The 21,387-nt window shown below is 68.5% G+C and carries 16 protein-coding genes; 7 read left to right on the top strand and 9 right to left on the bottom strand.

Annotated elements, in window-relative coordinates:
• Positions 1–31 precede the first annotated feature (31 nt).
• Entirely contained in the window at positions 32–988 is a 957-nt protein-coding gene (gene speB, locus U4012_RS31525) for an agmatinase (protein WP_124488694.1), read from the bottom strand.
• Between the two features lie 150 nt (positions 989–1,138).
• On the opposite strand from speB, the gene U4012_RS31520 reads away from it, so the two are divergent.
• A complete protein-coding gene (locus U4012_RS31520; RefSeq protein ID WP_044848789.1) occupies positions 1,139–2,050 on the top strand; it encodes a LysR family transcriptional regulator in 912 nt (303 codons plus the stop codon).
• Between the two features lie 67 nt (positions 2,051–2,117).
• Here U4012_RS31520 and U4012_RS31515 read toward each other — a convergent pair whose 3' ends face one another.
• Positions 2,118–2,582 (bottom strand): Lrp/AsnC family transcriptional regulator, encoded by a 465-nt coding sequence (locus U4012_RS31515; RefSeq protein WP_044848788.1) that lies wholly within the window; start codon positions 2,580–2,582, stop codon positions 2,118–2,120.
• A 134-nt stretch (positions 2,583–2,716) separates the two neighbouring features.
• Here U4012_RS31515 and U4012_RS31510 point away from each other — a divergent pair, with 134 nt between their 5' ends.
• From U4012_RS31510 to U4012_RS31500, 3 genes are all read left to right on the top strand, one after another.
• On the top strand, positions 2,717–3,340 hold the full coding sequence (locus tag U4012_RS31510) for a LysE family translocator (protein ID WP_044848787.1): 624 nt from the start codon (positions 2,717–2,719) through the stop codon (positions 3,338–3,340).
• 259 nt (positions 3,341–3,599) lie between these two features.
• The gene (locus U4012_RS31505; protein WP_321803364.1) at positions 3,600–5,225 is read left to right on the top strand and encodes a S53 family peptidase; all 1,626 of its coding nucleotides are present in this window, start codon (positions 3,600–3,602) and stop codon (positions 5,223–5,225) included.
• A gap of 73 nt (positions 5,226–5,298) precedes the next feature.
• Positions 5,299–6,975: a S10 family serine carboxypeptidase-like protein gene (locus tag U4012_RS31500; protein ID WP_321803362.1), complete on the top strand. Its 1,677-nt coding sequence runs from the start codon at positions 5,299–5,301 to the stop codon at positions 6,973–6,975.
• Positions 6,976–7,050: 75 nt separating this feature from the next.
• Here the strand turns inward: U4012_RS31500 and nadE are convergent, their stop codons facing one another.
• From nadE to U4012_RS31485, 3 genes are all read right to left on the bottom strand, one after another.
• Entirely contained in the window at positions 7,051–7,899 is an 849-nt protein-coding gene (gene nadE / locus U4012_RS31495; protein WP_044848784.1) for an ammonia-dependent NAD(+) synthetase, read from the bottom strand.
• A 279-nt stretch (positions 7,900–8,178) separates the two neighbouring features.
• A complete protein-coding gene (locus U4012_RS31490) occupies positions 8,179–9,048 on the bottom strand; it encodes a DMT family transporter (protein WP_321803360.1) in 870 nt (289 codons plus the stop codon).
• 253 nt (positions 9,049–9,301) lie between these two features.
• Positions 9,302–9,487 (bottom strand): hypothetical protein, encoded by a 186-nt coding sequence (locus U4012_RS31485; protein WP_006752380.1) that lies wholly within the window; start codon positions 9,485–9,487, stop codon positions 9,302–9,304.
• 205 nt (positions 9,488–9,692) lie between these two features.
• Here U4012_RS31485 and U4012_RS31480 point away from each other — a divergent pair, with 205 nt between their 5' ends.
• Together U4012_RS31480 and U4012_RS31475 are read left to right on the top strand one after the other, a co-directional pair.
• On the top strand, positions 9,693–10,451 hold the full coding sequence (locus U4012_RS31480; protein WP_044848782.1) for a DeoR/GlpR family DNA-binding transcription regulator: 759 nt from the start codon (positions 9,693–9,695) through the stop codon (positions 10,449–10,451).
• A gap of 104 nt (positions 10,452–10,555) precedes the next feature.
• The gene (locus tag U4012_RS31475; protein ID WP_321803357.1) at positions 10,556–12,379 is read left to right on the top strand and encodes a phospholipase D-like domain-containing protein; all 1,824 of its coding nucleotides are present in this window, start codon (positions 10,556–10,558) and stop codon (positions 12,377–12,379) included.
• A gap of 138 nt (positions 12,380–12,517) precedes the next feature.
• On the opposite strand, the gene U4012_RS31470 is transcribed toward U4012_RS31475, so the two are convergent.
• From U4012_RS31470 to U4012_RS31460, 3 genes are all read right to left on the bottom strand, one after another.
• Entirely contained in the window at positions 12,518–13,192 is a 675-nt protein-coding gene (locus U4012_RS31470) for a TetR family transcriptional regulator (protein ID WP_044848780.1), read from the bottom strand.
• Positions 13,193–13,307: 115 nt separating this feature from the next.
• Positions 13,308–14,576 (bottom strand): NAD(P)/FAD-dependent oxidoreductase, encoded by a 1,269-nt coding sequence (locus U4012_RS31465; protein ID WP_044848779.1) that lies wholly within the window; start codon positions 14,574–14,576, stop codon positions 13,308–13,310.
• A 135-nt stretch (positions 14,577–14,711) separates the two neighbouring features.
• On the bottom strand, positions 14,712–16,292 hold the full coding sequence (locus tag U4012_RS31460; protein ID WP_415750417.1) for an amino acid permease: 1,581 nt from the start codon (positions 16,290–16,292) through the stop codon (positions 14,712–14,714).
• 642 nt (positions 16,293–16,934) lie between these two features.
• On the opposite strand from U4012_RS31460, the gene U4012_RS31455 reads away from it, so the two are divergent.
• Positions 16,935–18,446 carry an aldehyde dehydrogenase family protein gene (locus U4012_RS31455; protein ID WP_321803353.1) on the top strand — a complete coding sequence of 504 codons (1,512 nt, stop codon included), beginning with the start codon at positions 16,935–16,937 and terminating at the stop codon, positions 18,444–18,446.
• A 142-nt stretch (positions 18,447–18,588) separates the two neighbouring features.
• Here U4012_RS31455 and U4012_RS31450 read toward each other — a convergent pair whose 3' ends face one another.
• The gene (locus U4012_RS31450; RefSeq protein ID WP_321803351.1) at positions 18,589–21,048 is read right to left on the bottom strand and encodes a DUF3772 domain-containing protein; all 2,460 of its coding nucleotides are present in this window, start codon (positions 21,046–21,048) and stop codon (positions 18,589–18,591) included.
• Between the last annotated feature and the right edge of the window lie 339 nt (positions 21,049–21,387).

The raw sequence follows: 21,387 nt of genomic DNA, 5'->3' as shown, positions 1-21,387 counted from the left end.
TCTCTGATTTGGAATGGGTCGCGTGCCGGGATCAGTCGCGATAGGCGACGCCGGGCAGCACGCACAGCAGCTCGTACGCGAGGTTCGCGCCGAGCAGGGCCGTGGTGCCGAACGGGTCGTACGGCGGCGCCACTTCGACGAGATCGCAGCCGACGATGTTCAGCCCCTTCGCGCCGCGGATGATCTCGAGCGCCTGCGGCACCGTGAGGCCCGCGATTTCCGGCGTGCCGGTGCCCGGCGCGTAGGCCGGGTCGATGCCGTCGATGTCGAAGCTGATGTAGACGGGCGTGTCGCCGATGCGCGCGCGCACTTCTTCCATCAGCGGCGCGAGCGACTTGTTCCAGCATTCCTCGGCCTGGACCACGCGGAAGCCCTGCTCGCGGCACCAGTCGAAATCCTCGGCCGCGTAGCCGGTGCCGCGCAGGCCGATCTGCGTGACCTTGTCGCCGTGCAGCAGGCCTTCCTCGACCGCGCGGCGGAACGGCGTGCCGTGCGCGATCTTTTCGCCCATCATCGTGTCGTTCACGTCGGCGTGTGCATCGACGTGGATCAATGCGACCTTGCCGTGCTTGCGGTGGATCGCGCGCAGGATCGGCAGCGCGATCGTATGGTCGCCGCCGAGCGTGACCGGCTTGCAGTCGTGCTCGAGAATCGCGTCGTATGCAGCCTCGATGCGCGCGATCGAATCGTGCAGGTTGTACGGGTTGATCGCGACGTCGCCGATATCGGCAACCTGCAGCGAATCGAAGGGCGCGGCGCGCGTGGCCATGTTGTACGGGCGCAGCAGCACGGATTCCGTGCGGATCTGGCGCGGGCCGAAGCGCGCGCCGGTGCGGTTGGAGGTGCCGAGGTCGAACGGCACGCCGACGAAACAGGCGTCGAGGCCGGCTGCGCTCGCCACGTGCGGCAGGCGCATCATCGTCGCGATGCCGCCGCTGCGCGGCATTTCATTGCCGCCGAGCGGCTGGAAATGGGTGTGGTCGTTCATGGGCTTGTCTCTTCCGATGTGGGGTTGCCGTATCATTCGACGCGGCCTGGCACATAGTTTTACGCGTCCGGCCGGAAAGAAGAATGCGAAGATATCGACGTAAACATCGATTTTTATCGATGTATGGAAGGGGAACAAAAGGGGAATAGCGTGCTGGGGAATCTGTCGACCCTCGATCTGCGGTTGATCCGCGTGTTTCTCGCGGTCACGGACGCGGGCGGCGTGTCGGCCGCGCAAGCGATCCTGAACGTCGGCCAGTCGACGATCAGCGCGCAGCTGTCGTCGCTCGAGACACGGCTCGGCTACCGGCTCTGCGAGCGCGGCCGCAGCGGCTTCCGGCTCACGCCGAAAGGCGAGCGGTTCCACGCGATGAGCCGCAAGCTGCTCGCCGCGCTCGACGAATTCGGGATCGCGGCGCGGCACATGGACCGCCAGCTGGTCGGCACGTTGCACATCGGCCTGATCGGCCATACGCCGGTCAGCCAGAACGCACGGATCGCCGAGGCGATCGCCGCGTTCCGCACGCGCGACGAGGCCGTGCGCTTCTCGATCTCGGTGCGCGCGCCGGGCGATCTCGAGGAAAAGCTGCTGAGCAACGAGATCCAGATCGCGGTCGGCTATTTCTGGCACCGCGTGCCGTCGCTGCACTACACGCCGCTGTTCATCGAGCGGCAGGTGGCGTACTGCGGGCGCGGCCATCCGCTGTTCGAACGCGCCGGCGCGCTGACGCCGGCCGACGTCGCGGGATTCGAATGGGCGTGGCGCTCGTATCCGCTGCCGGAGGCGCAGATGTCGACGACGCCCGATCGCGTGACGGCGACCGCCGACAACATGGAGGCCGTCGCGCTGCTGATCCTGTCAGGCCATCATCTCGGCTACCTGCCGCAGCACTTTGCGGCGCCGTATGTCGCGCAGGGGCTGCTTGCGCCGCTCAATCCGGACCAGCTGCACTACGACGTCACGTTCCACATGGTCGTGGCGCGCGACGGGCGCGGCGATCCGCTCGTCGAAGCGTTTCTCGAGGATCTCGAGCGCGCGCATCAATCGCCCGATGTCGTGTGAGGTCGCGTGGGGTCGCCTGAGGCCGGCAACGTGAACGAATGTCACGCCGGAGAGGGTCACTGCCGCATCACGGCACCGGCAACCCCGCATCGTGCTTCACCTCGCGCAACGACAACGCCGATTCGATCGACGTGACGCCCGGCAGCATCCGCAGCGAGTCGCGCAGGAACGTACCGTAGTCGTCGAGATCGCGCGCGACCACCTGCAGCAGATAGTCGGCCGTGCCCGCGACGTTGTGGCACGCGAGGATCCGCTCGATGCCGAGCACTTCCCGTTCGAACCGGTCGGCGACCTTGCGGTCGTGCGTCGCGAACCGCACGAGCACGAATGCGACGACGCCGAAGCCGAGCGCCTGGCGCGACAGCTGCGCGCGGTAGCGCTCGATGTAGCCGTCGTTTTCGAGACGCTTCAGGCGCCGTGCGCACGGCGTCTCGGACAGGCCGACGGAATCGGCGAGACGCGCGATCGGCAGGCGGCCGTCGCGCTGCACCGCGGCGAGGATCGCGCGATCGGTTTTGTCGAGTTCGGTCATGTTGGAGGAATCCTTGTCTGGATTCCGTGATTGTGGCGGATTCCGCTATATAGCGCCAATTTCGAGCCAAAGATGGCCAATAATCGCTCTGCCTCCGGCGGCAACATATCGTCACTGAAGAACGGGGGCAGACCATGATTTCCACGCATTTGCTGTTGATTTATCTCGCCGCGCTGGCGGCCATCTACGCGGTGCCCGGGCCCGACATGGCGCTCGTGCTGCAGACCAGCATCGGCCGCGGCGTGCGCCCGGGCATGGCGGCGGCGGCCGGCCTGTCGCTGTCGCGCACCGCGCACGTGACGCTGTCCGCCTGCGGCGTCGCGGCGCTGATCCGCAGCGCGCCGTGGCTGTACGAGGTGATCCGCTACGGCGGCGCGCTTTATCTCGCTTACGTCGCGATCCAGGTGTTCCGCTCGCCGGTGTTCGCGCTCGGCGACGGCGATGCGGCGGCGCCGGGCGAACTGCGGCAGTCGTTCTTCAAGGGGCTGCTGACGAACCTGCTGAATCCGAAGGCACTGCTGTTCTGCTCGGTGCTGCTGCCGCAGTTCGTGCGCCCCGAGGCAGGGCCCGTCGTGTGGCAGATGTTCGAGCTCGGCGCGCTGCTCGTCGCGGCCGGCGTGTGTTTCGACCTCGCATGCGTGTTCGGCGCGTCGCGCATCGCGGCGTGGATGCGCGCGCATCCGCTCGCGCAGACGGTCCAGCGCTGGACGTTTTCCGCGGCGCTGATCGGGTTCGCGCTGCGCCTGTCGATGGATTGAGCCGCTGCATTGCATCACGGCCGCGCAGTCGACTTGCCGCGCAGCCGCGACGCGCTGCCGAACGCGGGCCCGCGCGCCATGCCGGGCTTCGCGGGCATGCCTTGGGGCGGAAGGGCGTGCGCGTAAATCGTCTGACTGATCTAAACTCCCTTTAACTTCGCGCTTTCGCGAACCGACTGACCGAACGGAACCGACTTCCGCCGGCTATGTCCGATTTCCTGGCTGTTCCGTGCAACGCGGTACCAAGGAGGGTCTGAACATGGCAAGGCATCTTGACGCCGACCGTGAACCCCGGATCGTCGCCGAATCGAAGTGTCTCGGCCCGTGCGATCCGGCAGAACGTATCCACGTCACGATCATGTTGCGGCGGCAGGAAGAAGGGCAACTCGACACGTTGGTCCAGCAGCTCGCCACCGGCGACGCACAGGCAAAACCGCTGTCGCGCGAAGCGTTCGCGCAGCGTTTCTCCGCCAATCCCGACGACATTCGCAAGACCGAGGACTTCGCGCGCCGTCACCAGCTCACGGTCGATCGCGTCGATCCGGTCGAAAGCGTCGTCGTGCTGTCCGGCTCGATCCAGCAGTTCGAAGCGGCATTCAGCGTGAAGCTCGAGCGTTTCGAGCATCGTTCGATCGGCCAGTACCGCGGCCGCTCGGGCCCGATCGCGCTGCCGGACGAGCTCGGCGATGCCGTCACGGCCGTGCTCGGCCTCGACAGCCGTCCGCAGGCGCGGCCGCACTTCCGGCTGCGTCCGCCGTTCCAGCCCGCGCGCGGCGCGCCCGCCGTCACGTTCACGCCGATCCAGCTCGCGTCGCTGTACGGCTTTCCGGCCGGCGATGGTGCCGGACAATGCATCGCGATCGTCGAACTCGGCGGCGGCTATCGCGCGGCCGATATCCAGCAGTATTTCCGCGGGCTCGGCATCAAGACGCCGCCGACGCTTGTCGACGTGAACGTCGGCACCGGCCGCAATGCGCCGACCGGCGAGGCGAACGGCCCGGACGGCGAAGTCGCGCTCGACCTCGAGATCGCCGGTGCGATCGCGCCCGCCGCGAAGCTCGCCGTCTATTTCGCGCCGAACAGCGACGCGGGCTTCATCCAGGCCGTCAACGCGGCCGTCACCGACAAGACCAACCGGCCGTCGGTGATCTCGATCAGCTGGGGCGGGCCGGAAGCGATCTGGCAGGCGCAGTCGGCGCATGCGTTCAATCGCGTGCTGCAGGCGGCCGCCGCGCAGGGGATCACGGTGTGCGCGGCGTCGGGCGACAGCGGCTCGGGCGACGGGCTGCAGGACGGCACGGATCACGTCGACTTTCCGGCGTCGAGTCCTTACGTGCTCGGCTGCGGCGGCACGCAGCTCGATGCGCTGCCGGGGCAGGGCATTCGCAGCGAAGTCGCGTGGAACGACGAGGCGGCCGGCGGCGGCGCGGGCGGCGGCGGTGTCAGCACGCTGTTCGACCTGCCGGCATGGCAGCAGGGATTGACCGTCACGCTCGCCGACGGCAGCACCACGCCGCTCACGAAGCGCGGCGTGCCGGACGTTGCCGCCGATGCATCGCCGCAGACGGGCTACGAGGTGTCGGTCGCCGGCACGGTCGCGGTGATGGGCGGCACGAGCGCGGTCGCGCCGTTGTGGGCCGCGCTGATCGCGCGGATCAATGCGGCGGCGAGTGCGGCGGCGAGTGCGGCGGCCGGTGCGGCGGCGAGTGCATCGGCCGGCTGGATCAACCCGGCGCTGTACAAGAATCCCGGCGCGCTGCGCGACATCACGAAAGGCTCGAACGGCACGTATGCCGCCGCGTCCGGCTGGGATGCGTGCACGGGCCTCGGCAGCCCCGACGGCGCGAAACTCGCGGCGATCCTCGCGCGCAAGCCGTCGAGCTGACGCGCCGGCACCGGCCTTTCCACGCGACGCGGGTTTCCTGCCCGCGTCTTTTTTCACCTCGAGGAGCAGCACGATGGGCATCGATTCCGCATCTTCCGGCGGCGTGTATCCGCTGCATCACGGCGACCACAATTCGCATGGCGTGCCGCCGACCATCAGTCCGGTCGCGCTGAGCCACGGCCGCGACCAGCCGTTCTTCGATCCGGTCGCGTACGGCAACGGTCCCGACGACTCGGTGACCGACACGACCGAAGCGGCCGCGATCACGCATCACACGATCCTGATCGACGGCAAGCGCATCGCGTACACGGCGACGGCCGGCCACCTCGTGACGGTCGACCCGAGCAGCTCGCTGCCGGCCGCGAAGCTCTTCTACGTCGCGTTCACGGCCGACGGCGCGAAGGAGGAAACGCGGCCCGTCACGTTCTTCTACAACGGCGGGCCTGGGTCGTCGTCGGTGTTCGTGCTGCTCGGCTCGTTCGCGCCGAAGCGCATCAGGACGTCGATGCCGGGGTTCACGCCGCCCGCGCCGTATCAGATGGAAGACAATCCGGACAGCATGATCGACCACAGCGACCTGGTGTTCATCAACCCGGTCGGCACCGGTTATTCGGCGGCCGTCGCGCCGAACAAGAACCGCGATTTCTGGGGCGTCGACCAGGATGCGGATTCGCTGAAGCAGTTCATCAAGCGCTACCTGACGAAGAACAACCGCTGGAATTCGCCGAAGTACCTGTTCGGCGAGTCGTACGGCACCGCGCGCAGCTGCGTGCTCGCGTACAAGCTGCACGAGGACGGCGTCGACCTGAACGGCGTCACGCTGCAGTCGTCGATCCTTGACTACCGGCAGGCCGGCAACCCGGTCGGCGCGCTGCCGACCGCGGCGGCCGACGCGTGGTATCACAAGAAGCTCGGCGTCACGCCCGCGCCGACCGATCTCGGCGCGTTCGTCGAGGAAGTCGCGCAATTCGCGCGTACCGACTACCTGAACGCGCTGCGCACGGTTCCGCATGCGGACCCGGCCGCCGTGCAGAAGCTGTCGCAATACACGGGTATCGATACCGCGACGCTGCAGTCGTGGAGCCTCGACATCGCGGGCTACGACACGCGCGGCAATTCGCTGTTCCTGACGACGCTGCTGCACGCGCAGGGGCTCGCGCTCGGGTCGTACGACGGCCGCGTGACCGGGATCTCGTCGGGCATCGCCGGCAAGATCGACCCGAACTCGGGCGGCAACGATCCGACGATGACGGCCGTGACGGGCGTCTACACGGCGATGTGGAACAGCTACCTGAACGAGCAGCTGAAGTTCACGTCGAATTCCGCGTTCACGGACCTGAACGACCAGGCGTTCCGGAACTGGGACTTCAGCCACATCGACCCGACCGGCGCGCAGCAGGGCATCGATGCGCAGGGGAACCTGATCCTCTACACGGCGGGCGATCTCGCCGCGGTGATGGCGCTGAACGTCGACCTGAAGGTGCTGTCGGCGAACGGCCTCTACGATTTCGTCACGCCGTTCTACCAGACCGTGATCGACCTGCAGCAGATGCCGCTCGAGGATCCGAAGGTGCGGCAGAACCTGTCCGCGCGTTTCTATCCGTCCGGGCACATGGTGTATCTCGACGGCGGTTCGCGCACCGCGCTCAAGCGCGATCTCGCGACGATGTACGACGCGACGGTCAGCGATACGGGCGCGCGGCTGCGGATTCGCGCACTGCAGGCGAAGAAGGCGGGCGGGCACGCGTAGCGTTGCCCGTCGCGCAGGCGCCGCGCGTAACCGCCAGGGTTCGCGCGGCGCGGTGTTGCGGCTGAACGAGCCGGCTTACGCGGCCGGCCAGTCGAACGGCGTGTACGGCAGCGCGCGCTTGTGGCGCGAACCGTCGTAGAAGCGCAGCACCGTTTCGTACACGTTGTCGGCGACGGGTTTGCCTTCGAGGAAATCGTCGATTTCGTCGTAGGTGACGCCGTAGGCGTGCTCGTCGGGGCGCAGCGGACGCAGTTCCTCGAGGTCGGCCGTCGGCACCTTCATCACGATCAGTTCGTCGCCGCCGAGCGCGCGGGCGACCGCACGCACGCGGCGCTTGCTCAGGCCGGCGAGCGGCAGGACGTCCGCGCCGCCGTCGCCGAATTTCGTGAAGAAGCCCATCAGCGATTCGGCCGCGTGGTCGGTGCCGATCACGATGCCGCGCCGCGCGCCGGCCACCGCGTACTGCGCGATCATGCGCTCGCGCGCCTTGATGTTGCCGTGCACGAAGTCCTGCTGGGCCGGGTTTTCGAATGCGTGGCCGGACGCGACGAGCGATGCGAGCATCGCGTCGGCGGCGGGCTTGACGTCGACCGTGAACGTTTCGTCCGCGCGCACGAACGCGAGCGCGCGTTGCGCATCGGCTTCGTCGTTCTGCACGCCGTTCGGCAAGCGCATCGCGATGAAGCGGGCGTCGTAGCCGCCGGCGCGCAGCTGTTCGACCGCCAGCTGCGCGAGCCGTCCGGCCGTCGACGAATCGACGCCGCCGCTGATGCCGAGCACGTAGGTCCGCAGGCCGGTCGAACGAAGGTACTGCGCGAGGAAATCGACGCGGCGCGTAATCTCGGCGTCGACGTCGAAATGCGCGGCGACGTTCAGTTCGGCAATGATCGCGCGTTGGCGGCTGGCGTAATCGGCGGATGTCATGAAGGTGGTTCCGGAACGAAATGCAAGGCGCCCATCATAAGCGCAATCGCGGCCCGGCGCCGCGCCGGGCATGCGATCCGGCGGCCGCGCGTTGCATCGGCGAGACGCGATGCATCGTCATGGTGCGGCGCGCGGAGCGGCGTCCCCCGGCGTGCGCGCGGATGCTTCGTTTCGAGGCATGGCGGGGCGCGCCACGACGAACCACGAGGCGCGGCGCCCGGCGGCGGCGCGACGCCGCGCATGGCGGGGCGCGGTGACGAACCCGCGCGCTCGCCCGCGTCAGCGCCGCGCGAGCACGACGCCCGCCAGTGCGAGCGCGAAGCCGGCGAGCTGGACGGTCGCGAGCGTTTCGCCGAACAGCAGGTAGCCCTGCAGCGCGGCGAGCGGCGGCGCGAGGAACAGCAACGACGTCGCGCGCGCGGCGTTGCCCCGCCGCAGCATCCACATCAGCATCGTGACCGCGCCGCCGGACAGGAACACGACGCCCCACACGAGCGAGATCCACAGCGCCGGTGCGCCGATCCAGCGCGTTTCGTGCAGCAGCACGACGAAGACGGCCGCGACGATCGCCGCGCCGAGGTTCTGCACGGCGACGGCCGTACGCAGGTCGTTCTGCGCGAGCTTGCCCTTCTGGTACAGCGAGCCCGCGGTGATCGAGCCGACCGACAGGATCGACACGGTCACGACGAGCCACGCAGGCGCGGCGCCCGCCAGCGGCGCGACGCCGCCCGCGACCTTCGGTGCGAGGACGAGCGCGACGCCGGCGAGCCCGAGCGCCATCCCGAGCCAGCCGCGCGCGGGCAGCCGCTCGTTGAACAGCGGCACCGCGAGCACGGCGGTGGCAAGCGGCTGCAATGCGCCGAGCAGCGCCATCACGCCGGCGTTCAGCCCTTGCGCGACGGCCCAGTAGCTGGCGCCGAGATAGACGCCCTGCAGCAGCGCGCCCGCGATCAGGTGGCGCGGCCATTCGCGGCGCGCCGGCCACGGCGCGTGCGCGGCGAGCGCCACCGCGCCGAACAGCACGGCCGTGCCCGCGAAACGCGCGAGCAGGAACAGGTTCGGGTCGGCGTAGGGCTTGATTGCCCGGGCGACGATGAAGCCGGTGGACCACAGCGCGACGAAAGCCGCGGCGACGAGCGAGTTAAACATGCGTGGCGGGCCGCGATACGGCCGGACGAATCGTGAGCCGGCCAGTATCGGATGAAGCGGTGCGGCCGTCTTGTCGGATTCTGCAGTCGCGCGTGGCGCGTGCGGAACACATGCAGCAGCGGTGCGCGGCACGTCGGCCGCGGGCGTGATCCGCCACGAGCGCGGCAGCGCGCCGGGCTGTCCGGTTAGCGGCCGTCCGGGCGCAGGCGCCGCGGCATAAAAGCGCGCCGTGGCGCGCGCAGAGGAACGGGGATCAGTCGAGCGAAAACGTGTCGAGCGGCTGGTTCGCGCGCGCATCGGTCGCGAAGCGTGCGGCGAGCTGTTCGTACAGCCGGCGGGCCTCGTCGAGCGTCAGGTCGATCCAGTACGGATCGCCGGCCCCGTCGTTGAGCCGTTCCGGCGAAAACTGGATTTCGAGCACACTGCCTTTGCGGTACATGACGCAAGCCCCTTGATGGTCTGTCGTTCGGCGAAACGCAGAGTGTAGCAACCGCTTGCCACGCCGATTCGCGCGCATCGGGCAATACAGAATTTCGCTTTCGTGAAACGTGGCCGCGGCCGGACGCGCCGCCGTCAAATGGCGGTCAAACGGCCGTAATACAATGGTCGGCCTACCCATTACCAGTCGCCTCGGGCGCATTGCGATGCTGGCGGAACAACGTCATCAATACATTCTGTCGGAGCTCGGACGATCGGGCGCGCTGTCGGTCGCCGAGCTCGTGCGCTCGCTCGACGTGTCGCGCGAGACAGTACGGCGCGACCTGAACGCGCTCGCGGCGCGCGGCCTGCTCGTGATGACGCACGGCGGCGCGCTGGCGGCGGATCGCCGCGAGCCGAGCCTGTCCGAGCGTGAGGCGGCGAATGCCGAAGCGAAGCGCACGATCGGGCGACGCGCGGCCGAATTCGTGCCCGACGACGCCTCGGTGCTGATCGACTCGGGCAGCACGCCGCATGCGGTCGCGCTCGCGCTGGCCGACCGGCACCGGCTGTCGATCTACACGAACGACTGGCGCACCGCGTTCGTGCTCGCGCGGCGCAACGGCAATCGCGTGACGCTGCTCGGCGGCGAACTGTCCGACGACGAGGATGCGACGTTCGGGCTCGATACGATCCAGCAGCTCGCGCAATACCATGTCGATTTCGCGTTCGTCGGCGCGGGCGGCATCACGGCCGATGGCGACTGCACCGACTACTCGCGGCTCGCCGCCGAAGTGCGCAGCCGGATGATCGCGGCGGCCGGCACCGCGATCATCGTCGCCGACCATTCGAAGTTCGGCCGCGTGACGCCGGTGCGGATCAACGGCGCCTCGGCCGCGCGCTATCTCGTCACCGAACGCACGCCGGACAAGGCCGTGCGCCGCGCGCTGACCGCGCGCGGCATTGAGCTGCTCGTGTGCGACTGACGCGGCGCCGACATACAAGGTTCATCGAACGGTCATCGCACGGGAAGATGCGCGTTCGACACTGACTCATTCCTTTCGACCGGCCGCCGCGGCAGGAGCAAAGAATGACCGTCAGCGTACGCAGCTATCTTTCCCCGACCCTGGTTCTCCTCGCTTTCGACTGGCCCGACGCGGCCTCGCGCACCGACTTCCTCGGCTTCGCGATCCGACGCACGCCGGGCTTCTGGTCGGCCGACGGCAAGACGCGCGCGCCGAACAGCTGGCTGCCGAACCGGCTCACGTTCGACGGCCCGGCCGCCGGCACGCAGGGCGACGCGCCGACCGACCAGGCACCGATCCAGAAATTCATGTGGTGGGACGCGCGCATCGATCCGCAGGATCGCGATGCGTCGTTCCGCTATGACGTCTATCCGGTCGTCGGCACGCCGGAGAACCTGAAGGTGCTCGATGCGCAGGCCGGCGTGTGCGATGTCGTGCTGCCCGCGCACATCGTGGACGGCGTCGGCACGTGGTTCAATCGCGCGGTGGTCAGTTCGCAGGCGTTCGCGAAGCAGGTCGCGGCGCTGGGTCTTGCGCCGAATGCGGCGCCGAACGCGGACCAGGCGTTGAAGCTGCGCACGTGGCTCGCGAACGACATGGAACAGGTATTCGCGGAGATGCTCGACCCCGCGTCGCGCGCGGTCTCGGCCGTCTATCATCTGACGGACACGCTGTGGGCGTTGCCCGCATTCGAGGCGTTCGGACGGCAGCACGGCGAAGCGTCGCTTGCGATCGTCTACGACGCGCACGTGACCGCACGCAAGGGCAAGCCGCCGCTGCCGTCGCCGAACCAGCCGGCCGTCGACGCGCTGCAGGGCCTCGCGACGCGCGCGCCGCGCGACAGGACGCACATCATGCACGACAAGTTCATCGTGACCGACGCACCGGCGAACGGGACGACTGCGCCGACGCCGGCGCGCGTGCTGACCGGTTCCGCGAACTTCACGACCGAAGGGCTGACGGAGCAGGCGAACGTGCTGCACGCATTCGATTCGCCGGCGCTCGCGGCGCTGTACAACGCGCGTGCGCAGGCGCTGGCCGCGAATCCGACGATCGCGGAGACGGCGAAGTTGTCGCCGGGCTGGTCCGAGCCGCTGACGATCGGCAGCGCGCAGGTGCGCGTCGCGTTTTCGCCGAAGCCGGCGGGGCAGCGCACCGAGATCGATACGATCGTCGCCGCGATCGCGGCCGCGCAGCATTCGGTGTCGTTCTGCCTGTTCATGCCGACCGACGCGGCGCTGCGCGACGCATGCTTTGCCGCCGGCGACCGCGGCCTGATGATGTTCGGCCTGGTGAACCGCATCAACGCCGGCAGCGCGACGCAGGCCGATGCCGCGCAGCACGACGGCCGGCCGCTCGATGCGGCGACGCTCGCGAATCTCGAGCTTTACCATCGCCGGCGCGATCATCGCGACGTGATCGACGCCGCGTATTTTTCACCGGCGACGGTGCCGCAGGGTTTCGAGCCGGAACTGCGCCTCTTTCCGGGCGAGCCGGCGCCGGCCTATCCGCCGGTCGTGATCCACCACAAGTTCATCGTGATCGATGCGGAAGGCGCGAACCCGATCGTCTATACGGGGTCGGCGAACATGAGCCGCAATTCCGAGCAGTACAACGACGAGAACCTGCTGGAGATTCGCGACGCGCGGATCGCGGCGATCTATCTCGCGGAATTCCTGCGGCTCTACGAGCACTATCGCGCACGGGCGCTGTCGATCGAGTCGCAACGGCAGGGCACCGATGCGCACCGGCACCTCGCGCTCGCGCCGGATTCGAGCTGGGCGAAGAAGTATTACGTGGCGGGCAGCCCGGAAGAGAAGGCGCGGATCGCATTGGCGTCGGCGCCGACGGACTGGCACGAGGCGGACGTTCGGCCTGAGGCGGCCTGAGCGGCGCGAGCGGCTTGAAGGGACCCGCCGCGTGAATCCGGCTCATGCCGGTTGCACGCGTCGTAGGGCCAGTCGGGAAGGGCCGGGCGGCGGGTTCAGCGCTCGCCGCCGGCCTTCGGATGAAACCGCGCGATGCGCTTACGCGGCGACGTAGCGCAGCACGGAATCGGCGATCGTCTCGCGATGCCGCGCGCGCAGCCGCGGCGCCGACGGATCGCGGCCGAACGCGGCACCGAACGTATAGCGGTTCGACACGCGGTGAAAGCAGAACGAGCTGATCAGCAGGTGCAGGTCGAACGCGTCGATGTCCTTGCGGAACGCGCCGCTCGCCGCGCCGCGCTCGAGCAGTTCCTCGAGCGTCTTGATGATGCTGACGTTGCGGTTCTTGAACGACTTCAGCTGTTCGAGATACTTCGCGCCGTGGATGTTCTCGATCGACACGAGGCGGACGAAGTCGCGATGCTTGTCGTGATAGTCGAACGTGAATTCGACGAGCCGGCGCATGCCTTCGCGCGGCTCCATGTCGCCGACGTGCAGTTCCTGCTCGAGCGCGCGGATGTCGCCGTACACCTTCTCCAGCACGGCCTCGTACAGGCCTTCCTTGCTTTCGAAGTAGTAGTAGAGCATCCGCTTCGTCGTGTTGGTACGCTCGGCGATCGCGTCGACGCGCGCGCCGGCGAGGCCCATCGCGGAAAACTCCTGCGTGGCGACGTCGAGGATGTTGCGCTTGGTTTGCTCGGGATCGTATTTGCGCCGCGCATCGGTCGCAAGCGCGCGGCTTTCGGACGTGGCGGCCTTGCTTCCAGCTTTCATGTGACTTTGTTGTGGGTTCGCGGCGGCATGAAGAAATCATTCTAGCATGCGGGAAATCGCCGCCCGGCCGACCTTCTGCTCTAATCGGCCGCGCGGTTTCGGCGGCCGTCGCCGCTCAGCGCCGGCACGACGCGAGCGCGTCGCGGGCCTGGTACGCGGTGTACGTGAGCTGCGCGGCCGCGAGGCCGGCGAGACCGAACGTGCGCGTGAGCCCGAACGCGGCGAAGCCTTCCGGCACCGGCCGCTCCCCGGCCAGCGCGGCGGCGAGCGCTTCGCCGGCGACGGTGGTGGGCGCCATCCCGTGACCGCCGAATGCGATCGCGTGCCACACGCCGTCCGCATCGCGGCCGATCTGCGGCATCTTGTGCCGCGCGTAGCTCATCAGCCCGCCCCATGCGTACTCGACCTTCACGCCGTCGAGCTGCGGATACACGCGCAGCAGGTCGCGTCGCAGCAGCCGCGCGATCGCGTCGGGGCCGCGGTCGAGCACCGAGATCCGGCCGCCCCACAGAATCCGCGTGTCCTTCAGCGGCCGGTAGTAGTCGAACGCGAAACGCGTGTCGTAGATCGCGTACGGCGCGTCGATCGCGTCCGGCAGCCGCGTGCCGAGCGGCTCGGTCGCGATCACGTAGGTCGCGATCGGCAGCACCGCGCGCTCGATGCGCGGCGACACGCCGCGCGCATAGCCACCGCCGGCGAACACGACGTCCTTCGCGCGCACCGTGCCCTGCGCCGTGCGCACGACGTAGCCGGCGCCCTCGCGCGCGATGCCGAGCGCGGCCGAGCGTTCGTACACGCGTGCGCCGCCGCGCGAGGCGGCCGCCGCGACGCCGAGCACGTACTTGAGCGGATGGAAGTGGAACGCGTTCGGCTCGAACAGGCCGCCGTAATAGCGCTGCGTCTTCAGCCGCGCGCGCAGCGCGTCGGTCGCGACCGGTTCCCAGTCGACGTCGAATTCCTGCTTCATCAGCGTGCGCACGCCGTCGAGCCGCGACGGATCGTCGAACCAGTTGGCGAGCATCACGCCCTCGTCGACGATGTCGCAGTCGATGCCGTAGCGGGCAATCCGCGCGCGGATCAGGTCGACCGCATCGACGGTGAGCCGGTACAGGCGGCGGCCTTCGTCGCGGCCGAGCGTGCGCAGCAGGTCCGCGTTGTCGAGGCTGTAGCCGCCGAACACGAAGCCGCCGTTGCGGCCGGACGCGCCGAAGCCGACCCGTTCGCCGTCGAGCACGACGACATCCCGCACGCCGCGCTCGACGAGGCCGAGCGCCGTGCACAGGCCGGCGAGGCCGCCGCCGACGATACAGACCTGCGTGTCGATCGTGCCGGTCAGTTGCGGGTAGGGCTGGCGGGTAACGGTGGCTTCGTAGAAGTTCTGCATGCGTTTTCGATGACTCGTGACGACGAAAAAACGGACGGCGCGCGTCGATCTTGCCTGAACGCGCGCGCCGCGTCGAATGGGGTGTTCAGCGCACCGGCCGCCGCGGTCGGGCGGCGGCCGGTGCGCGACCGGGCATCACGCGCCCGGCGTCGGGTTGGCCGGAGCGGCGACGTAGGCCGGATAGCCGGCGTCGGTCTTGACCGTGGCGTCGGGCGCCGCGTTGCGCTCGATCCACGGCGCGATTTCCATGTCCTCGTAGCGGACGAGGCGGCATTTGCGCACCAGCGCGTAGCCGAGCCAGATCGCGAGGAAGAACGGCAGGCCGATGTAGGTCGCGGCGATGCCGGCCCAGTCGATCCTGTCGGCGAGGAACGCCTGGTAGTCCTGGCCGAGCGCGACGATCGTGCACAGCGCGAACGCGAACAGCGGGCCGAACGGGAACCACTTCGACCGGTACGGCAGCTGGTCGAGCCGGTAGCCCTGCTTCAGGAAGCCCTTGCGGAACCGGTAGTGGCTGACCGCGATGCCGAGCCACGTGATGAAGCCGGCCATGCCCGACGTGTTCAGCAGCCACAGGTAGACGGTTTTATCGCCATACAGCGACGTGAGGAAGCACAGCGCGCCGACGGCGGTCGTCGCGTACAGCGCGTTGCGCGGCACGCCGCCCGGCGACAGCTTCGCGAACAGCTTCGGCGCGCGGCCTTCGACCGCGAGGTTGTAGAGCATCCGCGTCGACGCGTACATGCCCGAGTTGCCGGCCGACAGCACGGCCGTCAGGATCACCGCGTTCATCACGCCGGCCGCGAACGCGAGGCCCGCGTGGCGGAACACGAGCGTAAACGGGCTCACGCCGACGTCGGTCACGTCGCTCTTCAGCAGGCTCGGGTCGGTGTACGGAATCAGCACGCCGATCACGAAGATCGCGAACACGTAGAACAGCAGGATGCGCCAGAAGATCTGGCTGACCGCGCGCGGGATCGTCGTGCGCGGATTCTCCGATTCGCCGGCCGCGACGCCGATCATTTCGGTGCCCTGGAACGAGAAGCCCGCGATCATCGCGACGCCGAGCATCGTGGCCCAGCCGCCCGCGAACGGCGCGTCGCCGATCGTGAAGTTGCCCCAGCCCGCGCTCGGCCCGCCCTGCATGATCCCGAAGATCATCAGCAGGCCGACGCCGACGAACGCGAGCACCGTCAGCACCTTGATCAGCGCGAACCAGTATTCGGCTTCGCCGAAGCCGCGCACCGACAGCGCGTTGAGCGCGAAGATCAAGGTGAGGAAGATCGCGCTCCACCAGACGCCCGGCACGTGCGGGAACCAGTAGTGCATCACGAGCTGCGCGGCGACGAGTTCCACCGCGAGCGTCACGGCCCAGCTGTACCAGTAGTTCCAGCCGAGTGCGAAGCCGAAGCCTTCGTCGACGAATTTCGCGCCGTAGGTCGCGAACGAGCCCGACACCGGCATGAACGCGGCCATTTCGCCGAGGCTCGTCATCAGGAAATAGACCATCAGGCCGATCAGCATGTACGCGACCAGCGCGCCGCCGGGGCCGGCCTGCGAGATCGACGCGCCGGACGCGACGAACAGGCCGGTGCCAATCGAGCCGCCGATCGCGATCATCCGCAGATGGCGCGCCTGCAGGCTGCGGTGGAGGGACGGCTGCGCGGGCGGCGAGCCGGACGGACGGGGCGAGTCGGGGCGGGCATCTGAATGCATGGCGGGTGCTGGGCGCTGTCTCCGGGATTGTTTTTTGGTTACGAAGGGCGGCGCGTTGCCGGCCGCCGGCCGGGCGGCGGCACTGCTTCGCGGGGCTGGTCCGGATCGACCGGGACCGCCGGGCCGCGACGCGTGTTGCCTTCGTCTGTCGTCGGCCGCCCGTTGGGCGGCCGTCGGCGCGCCGGGTGCGGTGCACCTCGACGCCGCCCCGATTGTGGGTGCCGGCCGCAAGCGCGGCAAACGATATTTCCGCACAGGGTGATGCAACTTTGTCATCAACTTGCCGCACATCGAAACCGCCGCGGCGGCCCGGTCATCGGCCTTGGATACGTCCCATGCCGGTGCCGAAACGGGCGGATTCGTCCCGCTGGGTTGTTGCGTTTTGGGAATGAAGTCGTGAGTTAATATCAATAGCGGCCGGACTTGTGGCCATCGACAATGTGTCTCATGGATCGTGCCTCGCGAGGCGGGGGCGCGCCGCCCGGCCGGGTTTCCGGCGGCGGCGCCGCGCGATGCGCCGTGCGGCGCACCGGGCCTGCCGAGCTGCGCATCCGCTTGCACAGGGCGCGCGAACGCGCTCCAATCGAATCACGCGGGCGGCGTCGCCGCCGCACCGATCAATCTGTCCCTGAAGAGGAAGTGATGCAATTCAACGACATTCTTGCTGCGCTCGACATCGATCTCGCCCAGTGGAAAGGCAATGCGCTGACCGCGCGTTCGCCGCTCGACGGCGCGACGCTCGCGACGCTGGCGGTCGACTCGCCCGCCGACGCCGAGCGCAAGATCGACGCCGCGCACGACGCATTCCTCAAGTGGCGCACGGTGCCGGCGCCGGTGCGCGGCGAGCTCGTGCGCGTGTTCGGCAACGTGCTGCGCGAGCACAAGGCCGAGCTCGGCCGCCTCGTCACGCTCGAGGCCGGCAAGATCACGTCGGAAGGCCTTGGCGAAGTGCAGGAAATGATCGACATCTGCGATTTCGCGGTCGGCCTGTCGCGCCAGCTTTACGGCCTGACGATCGCGTCCGAGCGCCCGGGCCACCGGATGATGGAAACGTGGCACCCGATCGGCGTGTGCGGCGTGATCTCGGCGTTCAACTTCCCGGTCGCGGTGTGGGCATGGAATGCGGCGCTGGCGTTCGTGTGCGGCGATTCGGTCGTGTGGAAGCCGTCCGAGAAGACGCCGCTCACGGCAATCGCGTGCCACGTGCTGCTCCAGAAGGCGATCCGCGAATTCGACAAGACGCATCCGGGTGTCGCGCCGGCGGAGCTGAGCCAGCTGGTGCTCGGCATGCGCGATGTCGGCGAGGTGCTGACGGCGTCGAAGAAGGTGCCGGTCGTCAGCGCGACGGGCAGCGTGCGGATGGGCCAGGAAGTCGCGAAGGTGCTGAGCCAGCGTCTCGCGCGCGGCATCCTCGAGCTCGGCGGCAACAACGGGATGATCGTCGCGCCGAGCGCGGATCTGGATCTCGTCGTGCGTGCGGTCACGTTCGCGGCGGTCGGCACGGCCGGCCAGCGCTGCACGACGCTGCGCCGCCTGATCGTGCATCGCAGCCTGGTCGAGCAATTGCTGCCGCGCATCGAGAAGGCCTACACGTCGGTGAAGGTCGGCAACCCGCTTGAAGAGGGCACGCTGGTCGGCCCGCTGGTCGATCGCGCGTCGTTCGATGCGATGCAGAAGGCGCTGGGCGACGCACGCGAGCAGGGCGGCGAGGTGAAGGGCGGCGAGCGCGTCGACGTCGGTCACGCGGATGCGTACTACGTGCGCCCGGCCATCGTACGGATGCCGAAGCAATCGGCTGTGGTCGAGCGCGAGACGTTCGCGCCGATCCTGTACGTGATGGTCTACGACAACTTCGACGATGCGATCGAACTGCACAACGCGGTGCCGCAAGGCCTGTCGTCGGCGATCTTCACGAACGACATGCGCGAGGCCGAGCAGTTCATGTCGGCAGCGGGCAGCGACTGCGGGATCGTCAACGTGAACATCGGCACGAGCGGCGCGGAGATCGGCGGCGCGTTCGGCGGCGAGAAGGAAACGGGCGGCGGCCGCGAGTCGGGTTCGGATGCGTGGAAGGCGTATATGCGCCGGGCGACGAACACGATCAACTACAGCCGTCAGTTGCCGCTGGCGCAGGGCGTGAAGTTCGACGTCTGACGGAGCGCGTCCGGGAGGGCGCCGCGACGGTCGAATCGATCGAATGACAAGGGCCGGTTGCCGCGAAAGCGGTAACCGGCCCTTGTCGCTTGCGGCGATGCGTGCGCGCAGATGCCCGATCGGCGCATGCCCGCTCGATCGCTTACTCGTGCGGGGCGGAAGCGTCGCTTGCCGGCATGTTCTGCACGACCAGCATCTGCGGCGTCGACAGCGTGATCTGCGCCGCCCGCAACTGCTTCAGGATCTCGAACAGCAGGTCGCTCTTCGTCGAGCTGGCGATCCGCGGGCTCGCCACGTAGCCCGTGACGCTCAGCGTGATCCCGTCCGGCGCGAGCTGGCTGAACGTGACCGACGGCGCCGGCTTGTCGAGAATCGCCGGGTGCTCGCGATACGCGTCGAGCAGCAGGTCGCGCACCTGCTCGGGGTCGGTGTTCAGCGGGAACGTGAGCATCAGCGTCGCGACGCCCTGCGTGCTGTTGCCCATCGTCACGTTGCGCACGTTCTGCGAGATCAGCTGCGAGTTCGGCACGATGACGGTCGAGCGGTCGCTGAGCTGGATCTCGGTCGCGCGCACGTTGATGCGGCGGATGTCGCCTTCGACGCCCGCGATGCTGACCATGTCGCCCACCTTCACCGGCCGCTCGGTCAGCAGGATCAGCCCCGACACGAAGTTCTTCACGATCTCCTGCAGGCCGAAACCGATACCGACCGACAGCGCGCTGACGATCCACGCGAGGTTGCTCCACCTGACGCCGAGCAGCCCCAGTGTCATCAGCACGAGCAGCACGTAGCCGACGTTGGTGAACAGCGTGATCAGCGACACGCGCATCCCCGTGTCCATGCCGAGCGCCGGCATGAACTCGCCGTCGAGCCAGCGGCGCACCGAGCGCAGCAGGTAGAAGCCGATCGCGAACCCGATCACCGCGTTCAGGATCCGGTCGGGCATGATGTTCAGGCTCTGCAGCCGCTGGCCGCCGATCATCGCGACCGCGCTGTCGAGCAGGTCGCTCGGCGTCGTGCCGAAGCCGCCCGTCAGCAGCGCGATCGCCGCGATCAGCATCAGCAGGCTCGTGCCGAGGCCGGACACGACGGTGTGGGCCTGGTCGAGATGCCGGTCGTCGAGCGCGAACAGGTGCTTGATCTGCTTGCCGGTCGACAGGTTCGCGGAGAACAGGCTTTCGCTGGCGTCGCGCGTCAGCTGCGTCAGGATGTAGACGCTGCACACCACGATCTCGAACCAGACGAGCTCGTACGTGATGAAGCGCGCGACCGTGATGTAGCCGATCAGCAGCGCGACCAGCGACACGACGATCGCCAGCGTGACGCCGGCGTGAATCAGCCCGGCGAGCGTCGAGCGTTGCTCGGGCGCCTCGCCGGATGCCGCCAGCGCGGTGCGGACGCGATTCGCGCGCAGGATCGACGCGCCGACGGTCAGCGCGACGACGAGCGAGACGATGCCGCGGCCAAACAGCGTGACGGACAGGCTGGTATCGACGATCCGGTTGATCGACTCGAGCGTGCCGGACATCAGCAGCAGCGCGGCCAGCACGCCGGGGAACGGCTTCATCGCGAGCGCGACGGGATCGGCGAGCGCCGGCAGCCGCCATGACGGATGCTTCGTGCAGAGCAGCGCGCGGCCGAGGCCGGCGATCAGCGCGCAGGTCACGGCGAGCTTCGCGAACTGGTCCCACAGATCGGTCATCGAAGACGTGAGTTCGGAGTGGCGGGCGAGCGCGAGATAGAGGATCTGTACGGCGACCGCGGTCGCGAGCAGCGTCGAGAACGCCGTCGCCAGCGCCAGCGCGCTGCGGCGCAGCCGGGTGGGCGGCAGGCGGTTCAGGCAGAACCACGCGAGCCCGCGTTCGACGACGCGGCGGCCGCCGAGCCACGCAGCGAGCGCGGCGATCAGCAGCAGCGTGGTGATGGCGCGCTGGCCGGGTGTCCAGGACGAGCGCAGCATGTCGCGCAGTTCGTCGTTGAAGTCCTCGAGCCGCTGGACGTCGTCCGGCGACAGGTGGAACAGCGGCAGCCAGAACTGCGCACCGAAGATGCTGCCCGAACGGAACGCGAGCTGGTTCTTCAGCAGGCTGCGATGCAGCTTCGCGAACTGGTCGTTCAGGTTCGCGAGGTTGGTCTTCTGGTCGGCGGCCTGTTTCAGCGCCGCGTCGATCTGCGCCTTGCGCGCGTTCAGCGTCTCCCGCTGCTGTTCGACGGCAGGCGTTTCGGGCGATGCGCCCGGGGCCGGCGGCGGGCCGAGCACGTCGAGCTGCGCCTGGACTTGCGTGCGCTGCGGCGCGAGCTGGCTCTGCAGCTTGTCGACGTCGGCGCTCAGTTCCTGGGTCGCGTCGCCGAGCTCGTCGAGCTCCTTGCTGTTGGTCGCGTTCGATGTCTGCTGCTTGATGCGGTCCTGTTGCACCTGCATCTGCTTGAGCCGCGCAACCGCGTCGTTCAGCGAAATGGTCGGCACGGGGACGCCGACGCCGCTCGCGCCCGGTGCGGACGCAGCCGTCGGAAACGCCGACGCGGTCGCGATCGCCGCGAACTGCAGCAGTGCGAACAGCGCGATCCGGCGTGCGTACGTGGAGAGTCGTTGTATGAACATGGAATGCTTACGTTTTGCCGACAATGTCGGGTGCCGAAAGGCGCCCGGAAGCCGGGAGTTGGCCCGGTAGCATGTTACCGGGGCGTGGCGGCGGCGGCGCTGCCGATTGCGCGCGTTGCCTGTCGTGTCTCGCGGTGCCGGCGCGGGCGCGCGACGGCCCGGCAGCCCCTTGCAGACGGGGCCGTGCCGGTTTCGGATGCGCGCGAGTGGCAGACGATCGCGATGCCTTCGAACCTTACGGATTCGACAGACAGTTACGCAAGTTACACATGGTCCCGCGCGAAAGTGGGGTGTCCGAACCGGTTCGCCACGCGACGCGGCGCGCGCGGCGTGCCGGTA

The sequence above is a fragment of the Burkholderia sp. BCC1988 genome, from assembly GCF_905339895.1.
Lineage (GTDB): Bacteria > Pseudomonadota > Gammaproteobacteria > Burkholderiales > Burkholderiaceae > Burkholderia.
The sequence above is the reverse complement of the archived record's forward strand: the minus strand, read 5'-3'. Positions and strand labels throughout refer to the sequence as shown.

Coding starts and splice junctions, on each gene's coding strand:
- U4012_RS31480 (WP_044848782.1), top strand. CDS start 9,693: ATGCTGGCGGAACAACGTCATCAATACATTCTGTCGGAGCTCGGACGA.
- U4012_RS31485 (WP_006752380.1), bottom strand. CDS start 9,487: ATGTACCGCAAAGGCAGTGTGCTCGAAATCCAGTTTTCGCCGGAACGG.
- U4012_RS31500 (WP_321803362.1), top strand. CDS start 5,299: ATGGGCATCGATTCCGCATCTTCCGGCGGCGTGTATCCGCTGCATCAC.
- U4012_RS31515 (WP_044848788.1), bottom strand. CDS start 2,582: ATGACCGAACTCGACAAAACCGATCGCGCGATCCTCGCCGCGGTGCAG.
- U4012_RS31490 (WP_321803360.1), bottom strand. CDS start 9,048: ATGTTTAACTCGCTCGTCGCCGCGGCTTTCGTCGCGCTGTGGTCCACC.
- U4012_RS31450 (WP_321803351.1), bottom strand. CDS start 21,048: ATGTTCATACAACGACTCTCCACGTACGCACGCCGGATCGCGCTGTTC.
- U4012_RS31510 (WP_044848787.1), top strand. CDS start 2,717: ATGATTTCCACGCATTTGCTGTTGATTTATCTCGCCGCGCTGGCGGCC.
- U4012_RS31470 (WP_044848780.1), bottom strand. CDS start 13,192: ATGAAAGCTGGAAGCAAGGCCGCCACGTCCGAAAGCCGCGCGCTTGCG.
- U4012_RS31455 (WP_321803353.1), top strand. CDS start 16,935: ATGCAATTCAACGACATTCTTGCTGCGCTCGACATCGATCTCGCCCAG.
- nadE (WP_044848784.1), bottom strand. CDS start 7,899: ATGACATCCGCCGATTACGCCAGCCGCCAACGCGCGATCATTGCCGAA.
- speB (WP_124488694.1), bottom strand. CDS start 988: ATGAACGACCACACCCATTTCCAGCCGCTCGGCGGCAATGAAATGCCG.
- U4012_RS31475 (WP_321803357.1), top strand. CDS start 10,556: ATGACCGTCAGCGTACGCAGCTATCTTTCCCCGACCCTGGTTCTCCTC.
- U4012_RS31460 (WP_415750417.1), bottom strand. CDS start 16,292: ATGCATTCAGATGCCCGCCCCGACTCGCCCCGTCCGTCCGGCTCGCCG.
- U4012_RS31465 (WP_044848779.1), bottom strand. CDS start 14,576: ATGCAGAACTTCTACGAAGCCACCGTTACCCGCCAGCCCTACCCGCAA.
- U4012_RS31505 (WP_321803364.1), top strand. CDS start 3,600: ATGGCAAGGCATCTTGACGCCGACCGTGAACCCCGGATCGTCGCCGAA.